The sequence below is a fragment of the Nitrogeniibacter mangrovi genome (genome assembly GCF_010983895.1).
GTDB lineage: Bacteria > Pseudomonadota > Gammaproteobacteria > Burkholderiales > Rhodocyclaceae > Nitrogeniibacter > Nitrogeniibacter mangrovi.
The window spans coordinates 791,095-803,938 of the sequence record NZ_CP048836.1 but is presented as its reverse complement, the minus strand read 5'-3'; the positions used below and the strand labels follow the sequence as shown (position 1 = coordinate 803,938).

At 70.1% G+C, this 12,844-nt stretch carries 13 protein-coding genes; 1 reads left to right on the top strand and 12 read right to left on the bottom strand.

Annotated elements, in window-relative coordinates:
- Positions 1-82: 82 nt before the first annotated feature.
- Positions 83-682 (top strand): alpha/beta hydrolase, encoded by a 600-nt coding sequence (locus tag G3580_RS03670; RefSeq protein ID WP_173763980.1) that lies wholly within the window; start codon positions 83-85, stop codon positions 680-682.
- Here the strand turns inward: G3580_RS03670 and G3580_RS03665 are convergent.
- The 12 genes from G3580_RS03665 to G3580_RS03610 all read right to left on the bottom strand — a co-directional run bounded on the left by G3580_RS03665 (position 603) and on the right by G3580_RS03610 (position 12,648).
- Positions 603-917, bottom strand: coding sequence for an Hsp20/alpha crystallin family protein (locus G3580_RS03665; protein ID WP_323847992.1), 315 nt, complete (start codon positions 915-917; stop codon positions 603-605). The genes G3580_RS03670 and G3580_RS03665 overlap by 80 nt on opposite strands.
- Positions 918-1,245: 328 nt before the next feature.
- Positions 1,246-1,611 (bottom strand): response regulator transcription factor, encoded by a 366-nt coding sequence (locus G3580_RS03660; RefSeq protein WP_173763979.1) that lies wholly within the window; start codon positions 1,609-1,611, stop codon positions 1,246-1,248.
- Positions 1,608-3,638 carry a PAS domain S-box protein gene (locus G3580_RS03655; RefSeq protein ID WP_173763978.1) on the bottom strand — a complete coding sequence of 677 codons (2,031 nt, stop codon included), beginning with the start codon at positions 3,636-3,638 and terminating at the stop codon, positions 1,608-1,610. Before G3580_RS03655 ends, G3580_RS03660 begins: the two co-directional genes overlap by 4 nt.
- Positions 3,639-3,735: 97 nt before the next feature.
- Positions 3,736-4,338 carry a chemotaxis protein CheD gene (locus G3580_RS03650; RefSeq protein WP_173763977.1) on the bottom strand — a complete coding sequence of 201 codons (603 nt, stop codon included), beginning with the start codon at positions 4,336-4,338 and terminating at the stop codon, positions 3,736-3,738.
- Positions 4,335-5,408 carry a protein-glutamate methylesterase/protein-glutamine glutaminase gene (locus G3580_RS03645; protein ID WP_173763976.1) on the bottom strand — a complete coding sequence of 358 codons (1,074 nt, stop codon included), beginning with the start codon at positions 5,406-5,408 and terminating at the stop codon, positions 4,335-4,337. The genes G3580_RS03650 and G3580_RS03645 overlap by 4 nt, the downstream gene beginning before the upstream one ends.
- Positions 5,405-6,217 carry a CheR family methyltransferase gene (locus G3580_RS03640; RefSeq protein ID WP_173763975.1) on the bottom strand — a complete coding sequence of 271 codons (813 nt, stop codon included), beginning with the start codon at positions 6,215-6,217 and terminating at the stop codon, positions 5,405-5,407. The genes G3580_RS03645 and G3580_RS03640 overlap by 4 nt, the downstream gene beginning before the upstream one ends.
- A 9-nt stretch (positions 6,218-6,226) precedes the next feature.
- A complete protein-coding gene (locus G3580_RS03635) occupies positions 6,227-6,793 on the bottom strand; it encodes a chemotaxis protein CheW (protein WP_173763974.1) in 567 nt (188 codons plus the stop codon).
- A 10-nt stretch (positions 6,794-6,803) separates the two neighbouring features.
- On the bottom strand, positions 6,804-8,474 hold the full coding sequence (locus tag G3580_RS03630; protein ID WP_228720758.1) for a methyl-accepting chemotaxis protein: 1,671 nt from the start codon (positions 8,472-8,474) through the stop codon (positions 6,804-6,806).
- Between the two features lie 24 nt (positions 8,475-8,498).
- Complete coding sequence (locus tag G3580_RS03625; RefSeq protein ID WP_173763973.1) at positions 8,499-10,667, bottom strand: chemotaxis protein CheA; 2,169 nt, start codon at positions 10,665-10,667, stop codon at positions 8,499-8,501.
- Complete coding sequence (locus G3580_RS03620; protein WP_173763972.1) at positions 10,660-10,992, bottom strand: STAS domain-containing protein; 333 nt, start codon at positions 10,990-10,992, stop codon at positions 10,660-10,662. Before G3580_RS03620 ends, G3580_RS03625 begins: the two co-directional genes overlap by 8 nt.
- A 10-nt stretch (positions 10,993-11,002) precedes the next feature.
- The gene (locus tag G3580_RS03615; protein ID WP_173763971.1) at positions 11,003-12,265 is read right to left on the bottom strand and encodes a methyl-accepting chemotaxis protein; all 1,263 of its coding nucleotides are present in this window, start codon (positions 12,263-12,265) and stop codon (positions 11,003-11,005) included.
- A 17-nt stretch (positions 12,266-12,282) separates the two neighbouring features.
- Complete coding sequence (locus tag G3580_RS03610) at positions 12,283-12,648, bottom strand: response regulator (RefSeq protein WP_173763970.1); 366 nt, start codon at positions 12,646-12,648, stop codon at positions 12,283-12,285.
- Positions 12,649-12,844: the final 196 nt, after the last annotated feature.

Here is a 12,844-nt window from a genome sequence, read left to right as displayed (position 1 = left end):
GCCTCGGCCCACCCCGCCGCGCCGAATCCGCCCCGGCCTGGCCCACCGGGCTGTTCGAGCACCTGCGCGAGGCCGGCACCGCGTGGATGAACGCCTGCTCGGCCGGCGCGCGCCGATGACCGACCTCATGGCCTGGAACGCCGACGCCACGCGCATGCCCTACCGCATGCACGGCGAATACCTGCGCCGTTGCTTCCTCGACAACGACCTGTTCGAGGGCCGCTACACGGTGGACGGCCGCGCCATCGTGCTCGGCGACATCCGCATGCCCCTGTTCGTGGTCGCCACCGAGCGCGACCACGTCTCGCCCTGGCGCTCGGTCTACCAGATCAAGCTGGTGGCCGACACCGAGGTGAGCGTCCTGCTCACCAGCGGCGGCCACAACGCCGGCATCGTCAGCGAACCGAGCCACGCAGGGCGGCGCTACCGCTACACCCCGGCACACAAGGACGAGCACTACCTCGACCCCGACAGCGGGTTCGCCGCCACCCCCGCCACCGAGGGCTCCTGGTGGCCGTGCTGGGCCGAATGGCTCGAAGCGCGCAGTTCCGGGCAGAACGCTGCGCCCGGATCCCGGTCCCGCACGCCAGCGGCCCCGGCGTTCATTCCACCGTCACCTCGAGAGCATGCGACCTGGACTCGCCATTCTTGGGCAGATGGATCTCGAGCATGCCGTCCTTGAAGCTCGCCTTGACCTGCTTGCCGTCCACGTTGTCGGGCAGCGAGAAGGTGCGCGAGAAACTGCCGTAGGCGCGCTCGATGCGGTGGAAGCGCTTGCCCTTCTCCTCCTTCTCGCGGCGGCGCTCGCCGCGCAGCGTGAGCACGCCGTTGTCGACGGTGACGTGGACATCCTCCTTCTTCACCTCGGGCAGTTCGGCCTTGACCTCGAACGCGGTGTCGGTCTCGGCGATGTCCACCCGCGGCGACCAGTCCGCCGGCGAGACGGCCTCGCTCCCCCCAGGCTCAGGGGGCCGAAGGCGCGGGTCAGGCGGTCGAACAGCTCTTCCATCTCACGCATGGGTTCCCATTTCACCAGTGCCATGTGCTTTCTCCTGCGCGGGGTCGCCATGAATCGGTCGGCGTCGGGGCCCCGCGTCTCGCGTCCCTCGCCGGCCGGGCCAGGATGAGTGGCCACATCCCCATGCTAGCCATCCGCCATGGAAGTAAAAGCGCATCGAGAACAAGGTTTGACGAACGTCACTTGCCACGCCGGCGGACGCGCCCGCCGGCGCCGGAGGGCGATGCTCAGGTGTCCAGCAGGGCCCGCACCTGGTCGAGCAGCGCGGCGCCCGCGATCGGCTTGGTGCAGATCGCCGCCACGCCCGCGGCGCGCGCCGCCGCGGTCGAATCGGCGTCGTGGCAGCCGCTCAGATACAGCACCGGCATCCGGTTGCCGCGCCGCCGAAGTGCCTGCAGCAGGCCGATGCCCCCCAGGCCCGGCATGTGGCCATCGACCACCACGCAGCCGCGCATGGCCGGATCGAAGGCCGCGAGGAAGGCTTCGCCGTCCGGGTAGCTACGCACCGGCAGGCCGACGGACTCGAACAGCCAGCCGAAGGCGGTGCGCACGCTGGGGTCGTCGTCGACGAGATGGACGGTCGGCTCGCTCATGGCGCCGCCAGGGGGAGCGTGAGATGAAAGACGGCGCCCCCGTCCGCGGGCGACTCGGCCCACAGGTGGCCGCCGTGGCTCTCGACGATGGCGCGGCTCACCGCCAGCCCCATGCCCAGGCCGTTCGTCTTGGTGGTGAAGAACGGATCGAAGATCCGCTCGGCGCTCGCCGGATCGAGCCCCGGGCCGGCGTCGGCCACGCGCACGTGCGCCGTGGCGCCCTCGGCCCGGGTGCTCACGGTGACGCAGGCCTCGCCCCGGGCGCCACGGTCGAGCATCGCCTCGATGCCGTTGTCGATCAGGTTGGTCAGCACCTTCTCGAGACGCAGGCGGTTGGCCAGCACCGGCGCCATGTCCGGCTGCAGCTCGAGCCGGAGGGTGTAGTCGGCGGCCGCGTGGTTGTGACGGTAACGGTCCATCAGCGCCGAGAGCAGACCGTTGATGTCAATCGGATCGGAGGACACCTTGCCCTGGTTGATGAAGCTGACCATGTCCTGCAGCACCTGCCCGGCGCGCAGGGCGGCCTGCTCGGCGCCGTCGAGCATCACCGCCAACCGTGCCTCGCTCCAGTGCCCGGCATGCAGCATGTGGCGGGCCGCCGTGGCGGCGGCGCTCACCGCGCTGAGCGGCTGGTTGAGCTCGTGCGCGAGCGCGGTCACGGTCTGGTTCGCCACCTCCAGCTGCGCCATGCGCGCCATCTCCCGGTTCAGCACATGGACCTTGTCCTCGGCCACCCGCTGCTCGGTCAGATCCGAGACCACCGACACGAAATAGGCCGGCGCCCCGTCCGCCTCGCGCACCAGCGCCGTCCTGACGCGCACCCACACGACGCGGCCGTCGCGGCGCACATAGCGTCGCTCCTCGGTGTGGCGCTCGATTTGTCCGGCAAGCATCTGCCGGCGCAGCGCCTGCGCCGCCGCCCGTCCCCCGGGGGAGAGGATGTCCGGAAAGGTGCACCGCTTCAGCTCCTCGGCCGGGTAGCCCATGATCTCGCACAGGCGCGTGTTGACCTGCAGCCAGTGCCCGTCGAGGGAGACATGGGCGATGCCTACCGGCGCCTGCTCGAAGATGGCCTCGAAGCGCCGCTCGCTCGAACGCAGGCGCTCGGCCGCCCGGCGCCGCTCCTGATCGCGCAGCGCCAGCACCTGGCGATGGAGCGCGCTGTTCTCCAGCAGCAGCTTGACCAGCACCAGCACCGCCGCCGCCAGGCCGAACATCCGGCCGGCATACCAGCCCAGGTCGAAGCGCCCATGATTCAGGGACGCGGACAGCCCCACGTCGAACAGCCAGGCGCCCATCACGACGATCAGCCACATGTCGAGCAGTACCGGCGGGCGACGCGCCAGCAGAACGACCAGGGCAACGCAGCCGGTCAGCCAGGTCGCGTGCGCCACCACGGCCTTGGCGGGGGCATCCAGGTGGCCCGCCATGATCACCGGCAGGGACGCCTCGAACACGGTGGCGAGCACGGTCAGCCCCGCCACCAGCGTTACCACCCCGAGAAACATCGCCGGCGCGAGCCCGGCAGCCGGTTCCGTGTCGCTGCGCGCCACGGCCTGCTGCCGGCGGGCGACCGCGTAGGCGATCACGAACAGCGGGAAGCCGGCATGCCAGCCGAAGTACAGCCAGGCGGTGGTCTGCGCGCCGCCGCCGATCACCCCGGCCGGGGCCAGGAGCCCGGGGAAGCTCAACAGGTGCGCGATGGCCATGAAGGCGCTGAAGAAATAGCCGCCCGCCAGGATCAGCAGCGCCACCGAGCGCTGGGTCCGGAACTGCCCGAACAACAGCACGCCGGTGATCGCCTCGCAGGCGATCAGGGCCGACTGGAACAGCGGCAGGAAGGCCGGCAGTGCGCCGAGCGGACGCTTGGCGAACGGCACCGCCACCGCGAACAGGGCGCCCATGAGCAACACCGCCACCCACACCGCGCGCCGGTGGCGGCGTTCGACGGGTGCACTGGCGAGGGTGATCGCCTCTGCCGCGACAGGCGCTGGTGCCGGCTCCTCCCCGCTCGTGCGCTCACCCACGGCCCGCTCCCTTCGGTGTATGTGCTTGTATTTCAACGATAGCAAGCTCTGCGTCAGAAAAGAAACATGCCCTCGTCAGCCTCCGATCCGGCCGCACTCACCCGAACAATTCGATCCCCCCGCCCGGCGCCGCACTGAGGCGCTGCGCCAGCGCCGCCTCGGCCTGGGCGAGCCGTCGCACCGCGCTCCCGTCCACGGCCTGACGCCGGCACCACGCGTCGCCGCTGGCCGGGTCGAACACCAGCCGGCGCGAGAAGCGGCCCATCACGTCCTGGGCAACCGTGCGAATGCCTTCGCGCGCCAGCCACTCGAGCGCGAAACGCGCGTTGCGCTCGCCGATCGCCAGGTCGATGGTGCTTGTGATGGTGCCGCCGCCGAACACCTTGGCCACCAGATCCGCCTTCACCGCGCCGCGCGCGAACATGGCGTTGGCCAGCACCTCCATGGCGGCATCGCCGGCCAGCACGATGTCGGTCTGGTCGTGGCGCGTGCCGTGGCGCGAGGGGAGCAGGAAATGGTTCATGCCGGCCAGGCGCCGGCGCGGATCATGGAGGCACACCGCCACGCAGGAGCCGAGCAGGGTCGCCAGCGGGCGCTCGCGCTCTACCGCCCAGGCGCCGGGGTTGAGGTTGCGCGCCCGCGCCAGCAGGGCACCGACATCGACGGCAGGCGGCGCCGGCGCGGCGGGGTGCGGCCTCATGGCGTGTGGAAGGCGACGATCTCGGCGCCGATGCGCTCGAGCGGCAGCACCTTGTCGGCGGCGCCGAGGCGGATGGCCTCCTTGGGCATGCCGAACACCACGCAGGAGGATTCGGCCTCGGCGATGGTGCGCGCCCCGGCCTCGTGCATCTCCTTGAGCCCGCGCGCGCCGTCGTCGCCCATCCCGGTCATGATGATGCCCAGCGCGTTGCGCCCGGCCACCTGGGCCACGGAGCGAAACAGGACGTCCACCGAGGGCCGGTGGCGGTTGACCAGCGGCCCGTCCACCACCTCCACCCGGTACTGGGCGCCGCTACGGCGCAGCAGCATGTGGCGCCCGCCCGGCGCGATGAGCACCCGCCCCGGCATCACCCGGTCGCCGCTGACCGCCTCGCGCACCTCGACGGCGCAGACCGTGTCGAGGCGCTGCGCGAACAGGGCGGTGAACTTCTCCGGCATGTGCTGCACCACCACCATGCCGGGGCTCACCGCCGGCAGGCGCGAGAGCACCGCTTCGAGCGCCTGGGTGCCGCCGGTGGAGGTGCCGATGGCGACGACCCGGTCGGTGGTCTCGTGCATGGCCGAACGCGCGGCGGTGCGCGCCGCGAGCACCGCGTCGGCGTTCAGGCGCGGCGGCGGGGGCACGACCGGTCCGCCAAGGCGGCGCAGATTGGCCCGGGCGGCGGCGCGCACCGCCCGCACCAGATCGTCGCCGGCGCCGACGAGGAAGTCCTTCACCCCCATGCGCGGCTTGGTGATGATCTCGACCGCACCGGCCGCGAGGGCGTCCATGGTGGTGCGCGCGCCGCGCTCGGTGAGCGAGGAGCAGATGATGGTGGGCGTGGGCCGCTCGGCCATGATCTTGCGCAGGAAGGTGAGCCCGTCCATGCGCGGCATCTCCACGTCGAGGACGATCACGTCGGGCCACTGGTGGCGCATGCGCTCGAGCGCGAACAGGGGGTCGGAGACGGCGGCGATGACCTCGATGTCGGGCACCCGCCGCAACGCCTCGGAGGCGACCTGGCGCACCACCGCCGAGTCGTCCACGACGATGACCTTGATGGTGTTCATCGCTCGCGCCGGTAGATGGTCGGACGCACCAGGCGCAGGCGTTCGCTGAAGCCGTGCAGGGTCTCCGAATGGCCGACGATGAGATGCCCGCCCGGGCGCAGCCGGTCGATGAGCGCATCGACCACCTGGCGCTTGGTGGCCGGGTCGAAGTAGATCATCACGTTGCGCAGGAAGATCACGTCGCAGGGCTCGCCCTTGGGCAGCGGCTCGATGAGGTTGACCTGGGCAAAACGGGTGCGCGCGCGCAGCTCCGGCGCGATCAGGAAGGTGCCTTCGGCCGAGCGCACCCCCTTCAGGCAGTACTTCTTCAGGTAGTACTCGGGCAGCCCGCGGGCGCGGCTCATGGGGTAATGCCCGCTGCGTGCCAGCGCGAGCACGCGGGTGCTCAGATCGGTGCCGGTGATCCGCCAGGGGCGTTCGAGGCCGAGGTGTTCGGCCAGCACCATGGCGAGGGTGTAGACCTCCTCGCCGCTCGAACAGGCGGCGCTCCAGATCTCCAGCGGCGCACCGGCCGGATGGGTCGCCAGCACCTGCTCGGCGAGGAAGTCGAAATGCGCCGACTCGCGGAAGAAGTAGGTCTCGTTGGTGGTGAGCAGGTCCACCATGGTCTGCAGTTCGCCGCGCCCCTCGCCGCTACCGAGCAGGCTGAGATAGTCGGAGAAGCTGCCGAGGCCGAAGTGGCGCAGGCGCTTGGCCAGCCGGCCCGCCACCAGCGCGCGCTTGGCGTCGGACAGGCTGATGCCGGCGCGCTCGTGGATCATCGTGCGCACACGGCGGAATTCCGCATCGGTGATGGCGACCAGTTCCATGGGTCGGGCTCAGTGCGCCAGGCGGGCCGGCGCTGCGGCGCTCGCGTCGTCGTCGGCGGCCGCGGACAGGGCGGTCAGCGCGGCCATCTCCTCGACCGAGAGCACCCGCGCCATGTCGAGGATGATGACGAAGCGCCCGCCGACCTTGCCCATGCCGGCGATGAAGTCGGCCCGCACCGAGCTGCCGAAGGCGGGCGCCGGCTCGATCTCGGCGGCGGCGATCTCGAGCACTTCGCTCACCGCGTCGACGACGATGCCCAGGTCCTGGCGCCCGTCCGGATGCGCCACCTCGACGATGACGATGCAGGTGCGCCGCTGCACTTCGGTCGGGCCACCACCGAAGCGGGCGCGCAGGTCGATGACCGGCACCACCGCGCCGCGCAGGTTGATCACGCCGCGGATGAAGCACGGCATCATCGGGATCTGGGTGACGGTGCCGAACTCGATGATCTCCTTCACGTTGAGGATGCCCAGGGCGAACATCTCGCCCTTGGCGGAGAAGGTGAGGTATTGCTGGGCCTCGGCCGCCACCAGGGTAGCGGGGTCGGCCTGGCGGGCGCGCGTCGTTGCGTCCATGATGCCCTCCTCAGAAGCGTTCGAAGTCGGCGCCGTCCGGCGTCGCCATGGCCAGGCGCGGCGCGGCGGCGAAGCCCCCGGCCGGCGCGGCGGGGCGCCGCGCGGCACTCGGCGCCGGGCGGCTGGCGCGCTTGTCGCCGGTGCCGCTCTCGTCGGTCTTGAAGAAGCCCATGGTGTCCTTGAGCTGCATGGCCTGGGAGCTCATCTCCTCGGCCGTGGCCGCCAGTTCCTCGGAGGCGGAGGCGTTTTCCTGGGTAGCCTGGTTGAGCTGGGTCATGGCCGCGTTGATCTGCCCGATGCCGCCGGCCTGCTCCTTGGTGGCGGCGGCGATCTCCTGCACCAGGTCGGAGGTCTTGCGGATGGAGGGGACGATCTCGTCGAGCACCTGGCCGGCGCGCTCGGCCACCTTGAGGCTGGTGCCGGCGCGCTCGCTGATCTCCTGGGCGGCCACCTGGCTGCGCTCGGCGAGCTTGCGCACCTCGGCGGCGACCACCGCGAAGCCCTTGCCGTGCTCGCCCGCCCGGGCCGCCTCGATGGCGGCGTTGAGGGCCAGCAGGTTGGTCTGGTAGGCGATGTCGTCGATGATGCCGATGCGATCGGCGATGTCCTTCATCGCCTCGAGGGTCTCCTTCACCGCGCGGCCGCCGTCGGTCGCTTCCTGGGCGGCCGAGTTGGCGATGTTGTCGGTGACCGTCGCGTTCTCGGTGGACTGGTTGATGGAGGCCGACATCTGTTCGATGCTGGCGCTCGACTCCTCGACGCTGGCCGCCTGCTCGGAGGAGGCCTGCGACAGGGACTGGGAGGTGGAGGACACCTGCTGCGCGGCGGCGTTGAGGTTGTCGGTGGCCGAGTGCACCTCGCCGACGATGCCCGAGAGCTTGTCGATCATGCGGCGCACGCTGTCGAGCATGACGCCCTCCTCGCCGCGGGCCTGCTGGTTGACCTCGACGGTCAGGTCCCCCTCGGAGACGCGCTGCACCGCGTTGGCCACATACAGCAGGGTGCGCCGCACCGAGTGCATCACGAACAGGCCGAAGGCGAAGCCCAGCAGCGCGCCGACGCCGGTGGCAATGATGATCTGCAGGCGGGTGTCCTCGTAGATGCGGGTGGTGAGCCTGGCCGCGTCGGCCGCGTTCCCCTCCTTGATGTGCGACAGCTCGCTGAGCAGGTCGTCGATCTTCTCGCCCTGGGCGCGCGCGGTCACCATCGCGAACTTGACCGACTCGCGCTTCTGCGTCTGCAGCCCGGAGGCGGCTTCCTGCTTCGCCATCGCGATCTGCTTGTCCTGCAGATCCATGTAGCCCTGGTAGAGGCCGTCGAGCTCGCGCCACTTGGCCTTGCCCTCCTCGGAGGAGAACAGGTCACGCGCCTTGTCCATGTTCTCCCGGGTGGCGGCGCGGAACTGCTTGAGCGCGTCCAGGTACGGGCTCGGATCGATCTCCGGGTCGGTCTGCGCGAGCATGAAATTGCGCAGGGCGCGGCTCTGGTTGATCAGGTTGACGTTGGCTTCCTTCACATAGGACAGGCCCAGCAGCTCGTGCTTGTACAGGTCGTCGGCCTTGTCGTTGATGACGCCCGCGCCGCGGATGCCCGAGACCCCCACGACCACCGCGACGATGGAGAGGATCAGGGTGAGGATGATGATCTTGGTCTTGACGGCCATGCTCATGAACCAGTTCATTTTTGAAGACTCCGGAATCGTTGATTAGCTGAGGACGTGCGGCACGGCCGGCCGGACGTTGTCGGAAAACGCGTGTTGCTGGGTCGCCGCGGCAACGGAGACGAGGTTGGGGACATCGACGATCAGGGCCACTTCGCCGTTGCCCATGATGGTCGAGCCGGCCACCCCGCGCAGGTTGCGGAACAGCAGCCCGAGCGGTTTGATGACGGTCTGGAATTCGCCGAGCAGCGCATCGACGACGATGCCGGCGCGCTGGTTGCCCGCCTGGACGACCACCACGTTCTGCCGCCTGGGCGGCGCATCGGCGAGGTCGAACAGGGTGCGCAGGCGCACCAGGGGCAGCGGCTCGCCGCGCAGGCGGAACACGTCGCCATAGACGTCGTCGGCGGTCAGCTCGAGACATTCGGCCACGTTGTCCAGCGGAATGACGTAGTTGTGCTGGCCGGCGGCGACCAGGAAACCGTCGATGATCGCCAGCGTGAGCGGCAGGCGCAGCACGAAGGTGGTGCCCTCGCCCACCGTGGAGCGCACATCCACCGTGCCGCGCAGGGCGGCGATGGTGCGCTTGACCACGTCCATGCCCACCCCGCGCCCGGACAGCTTGGTCACCGCATCCACGGTGGAGAAGCCGGGTTCGAAGATGAGCTGCAGGGCCTCCGCGTCGGTGAGCCCCTGCTCGGCGCCGACCAGCCCGCGCTCGACCGCGCGTGCGCGGATGCGCTCCGGATCGAGACCGCGTCCGTCGTCGACCACCTCGATCACCACGCTGCCCGAGTCGTGGAAGGCGTTCAGCTGCAGTCGCCCCTCGGCGCGCTTGCCCGCGGCGAGGCGCTCGTCCTGCGGCTCGATGCCGTGGTCGATGGCGTTGCGCACCAGATGCAGGAGCGGCTCGCCGAGACGCTCGACCATGGATTTGTCGAGCTCGGTCTCGGCGCCTCGCACCTCCAGGCCGATGGCCTTGCCCAGCTCGCGGGCGGTGTCGCGCACCACGCGCTGGAAGCGGTTGAAGGTCTCGCCGATGGTCACCATGCGCAGTTGCAGGGCGGCGTCGCGCACGTCCTCGACCAGGCGCGAGACGTTGGCGTTGACCTCGATGAGCGCGGTCTCGCGGCTGCGGCGGGCGAACAGCTCGGCCGAGGCGCTGCCGATCACCAGCTCGCCGATCAGGTCGATGAGGCGGTCGAGCTTGTCCGCGGGCACCCGGATCAGACGCGTCTCCTGCCCGCTGCGCCCATCGCTGCCACGCCGCACCGGCTCAGCGGCCGCCGGCAGCGACGCCGCATCGGCGAGGGCCGGCAACAGCGCGACGCCGTCGTCCGCGGCCACCGCCTCGGCGGCGACGACATGCGCCAGCGCCTCGGCGCTCAGGCAGCCCATGTCCACGAGCACCGCCCCCAGACGCGCCGCCCCCTCCGGGCGTGCGTCGAGCAGCGCGGCATAGTCGGCCAGGGGGGCATGCGGCGGCAGTACCGTGAGCAGGCAGTCGTCGCGGACGAAGTCGAACACGCTCTCGATGCTGGTGGCGTCGGCGGCCTCGGCCAGGGCGATCTCGAAGCCGAGGTAGCAGGCTTCCGGGTCCATCTCGTCGGCCGGCGGCAGGGCATCGGCGAGCGTCTCCATGCGCACCACCGAGCCCACCGTGGGCAGATAGCGCAGGAAGGCGGCCGGGTCCATGCCCTGGCGCAGCACCGACTCGCCGAAACGCACCGAGACATGCCAGTGGCGGTTGCCCGCCCGCGGCGCATCCGCATCGCTCGACCGCGCCGGACCGGCGGCCACGGTCGGGGCGGGCGCGCCCGCGGCGGCGCCGGGCAGGAAGGCGCGCAGGCGATCGGCCAGCACCTCGCCCTCGGCCACCACGGCGGGCGTCTGTCCTTCGGCAAGCTCGGACAGGTGTTCGAGCAGCCGGCCGATGTGGTCGCCACCGCTCAGCAGGGCCGACACCAGCTCCGGGCTCACCGCGACATCCCCTTCGCGCAGGTGATCGAGGAGGTTTTCGAGCACATGGGTGAATTGCTCGATGGGGCCGATCTCGACCACGCCCGAGGCCCCCTTGATGGTGTGCGCGGCGCGAAAGATGGCGTTGAGCGTCTCGCCGTCGCTGCCCTGCTGCTCCAGATCGAGCAGCAGCGACTCGAGCTCCTCGAGGCGCTCGCGGGCCTCCTGGGCGAAGACGGTCAGGGTTTCATTCATGGGTCGTCTCCATGGCCGCCGTGTCTCCCGATGGGGGCAACATGGCCGGCAGGTTGAAGAAGGCGAGCAGCTCGCGCACCGGCTCGCTGCAGCGTTCGATGACGAAGTCGTGACCCAGCCGCTGCGCCTCGCCGCCGGCGAGCATCAGCAGCTGCACGCCGGCGCTGTCGAACTCGGTGACGGCGCCCAGATCGGCGGCCACCGCACGGTGCGCACGTACCGCGTCGATCAACAACGGTTTGAGCTCGGCGGCGCGATAGACGGTCAGTTCGCCGTCCAGCGCGAGGCGGTGGTGCGGTGCGTCGATTTCGGTGTGCTCCGGCATCGGAATTTCCTCAGAACAGTTCGATCGCGGGCGCGTCCGCGGCGGCAGCCGCGCGCGGGGCGCCCTCGTGGTGTGCCAGGCGCTGGGACTGCATCACGTATTCGTCGTACAGCGCGTCGAGCTGGTCGCCCATGGGCGAGACGCCCGCGAGCGCCTGCGCCGGGTTGTCCAGGCAACGCACCAGTGCGCCGACGTGGGCGTCGGTGAGCGAGATCAGGCGCTTGATCTGCTCGGCCTGCTGGCGGGCGATGTCCTGGAACTGCATGGTGGAGACCACCTCGTAGAACATGGTGTCCAGGCTGGCGGCGACCTCGACGATGACGCCCACCGATTCGGCCTCGTGGCGCACCGCGTGGGTCACGCTGCCCTGCAGGGCCACCAGTTGTTCGCTGATCTGCCCCAGCGAGGCGCGCTCGGCCTCGACGCTGGCCTCCGAGGCGCTGTCGGCGAACTCGCGCTCGACCACGCCCGCGACCCGGGCAATGCCCTCGCCCACGCGCGAGGCGGCCTGATCCACGGCGCCGGACAGCTTGCGGACCTCGTCGGCGACCACGGCGAACCCGCGCCCGACGTCACCGGCGCGGGCCGCCTCGATCGCCGCGTTGAGCGCGAGCAGGTTGGTCTGGCTGGCCACGTCGCGGATCACGTCCACCAGCGAAGCCAGCGCGCGCGCCTCCTCGATCACATGGGCGACACGTTCGCGCTCGGCGTCGACCGCCCGCACGCGGGCATCGATGAAACTGTTGAGGGTATCGATGGTGTCGCGGTTGTGATCGACGCGCCGGTCGGTGTCGGCGCTGAAGGCCTGGCTGTCGGCGCTCACGCTCGACAGGATGCCCTTGAGCTGCGCCATGGCGCCGTCGATGTCCATGAAGCGGGAGGTGACGGTGGTCGCGGCCTGCTCGGTCTGCGCAGTGATCAGATCGAGCTGGCGCCCCATCAGATCGGTGGCGCGGCGCATGCCGTCGAGCTCCTCGACCAGCACCCGGCGCCCGCCGGCGGCCTCGTCCAGCTGCCCCTGGAGGGCCTCGATCCGGGTCTCGTACTGTCGCCCCTGGCGGCCGATGGCCAGCAGCGCGATGAGCAGCATCAGCACCCCGGACACGGCGAGCACCAGCAGCCCGCCGAGCACATCCTCGACACGGTGCTGAAGCCCGAACCGGACCGCGAGGCCGTGGTAGAGCGGGTTGCCCAGATAGACGCCCACGCTCGTCAGGGCAGCGAGGGCGGCCAGGGCCGCGCCGCCGTGGAGGGCCAATTGCCGACGCATCATGATCGGGCTCCGTCGGCTTACTTGACGACCATGCGCACGGTGCGCAGGAGGCCGTCCGCCGTCGCCGGCTTGACCAGCCAGCCGCTGGCACCTGCGGCCTTGGCCTCGGCGCGCTTGTCCTGCTGCGACTCGGTGGTCAGGAACAGGATCGGCATGAACCGGTACGCCGGCAGCTTGCGCACCTCGCGGATCAGCTCGATGCCGTTCATGCCCGGCATGTTCAGGTCGGTGATCAGCAGGTCGACCTGCCCGCCGGCGGAAAAGCGGGCCAGCGCCTCGGCGCCGCTGGCGGCCTTCTCCACCCGGTAGCCCTCCTTGCTGAGGATGCCGGAGATGGACAGCAGGATGGTCGCGGAATCGTCGACCAGCATGATCGTTTTCATGGCGATGCACTCGGTTGTCGGTATGGGACGGACGATACCAAGTGCGATTGTTTTTGTCAATTTTTTTGTTTTTATGGTTTTTGGCGTATCAAGAATGAGAACCACCTTGATCTAGCACATCTTTTCGACGCGCACGCGATAACAAAATTTATATTTGTTATTTATGTTATTTCAACGCCGGCCGACACCACAGCGG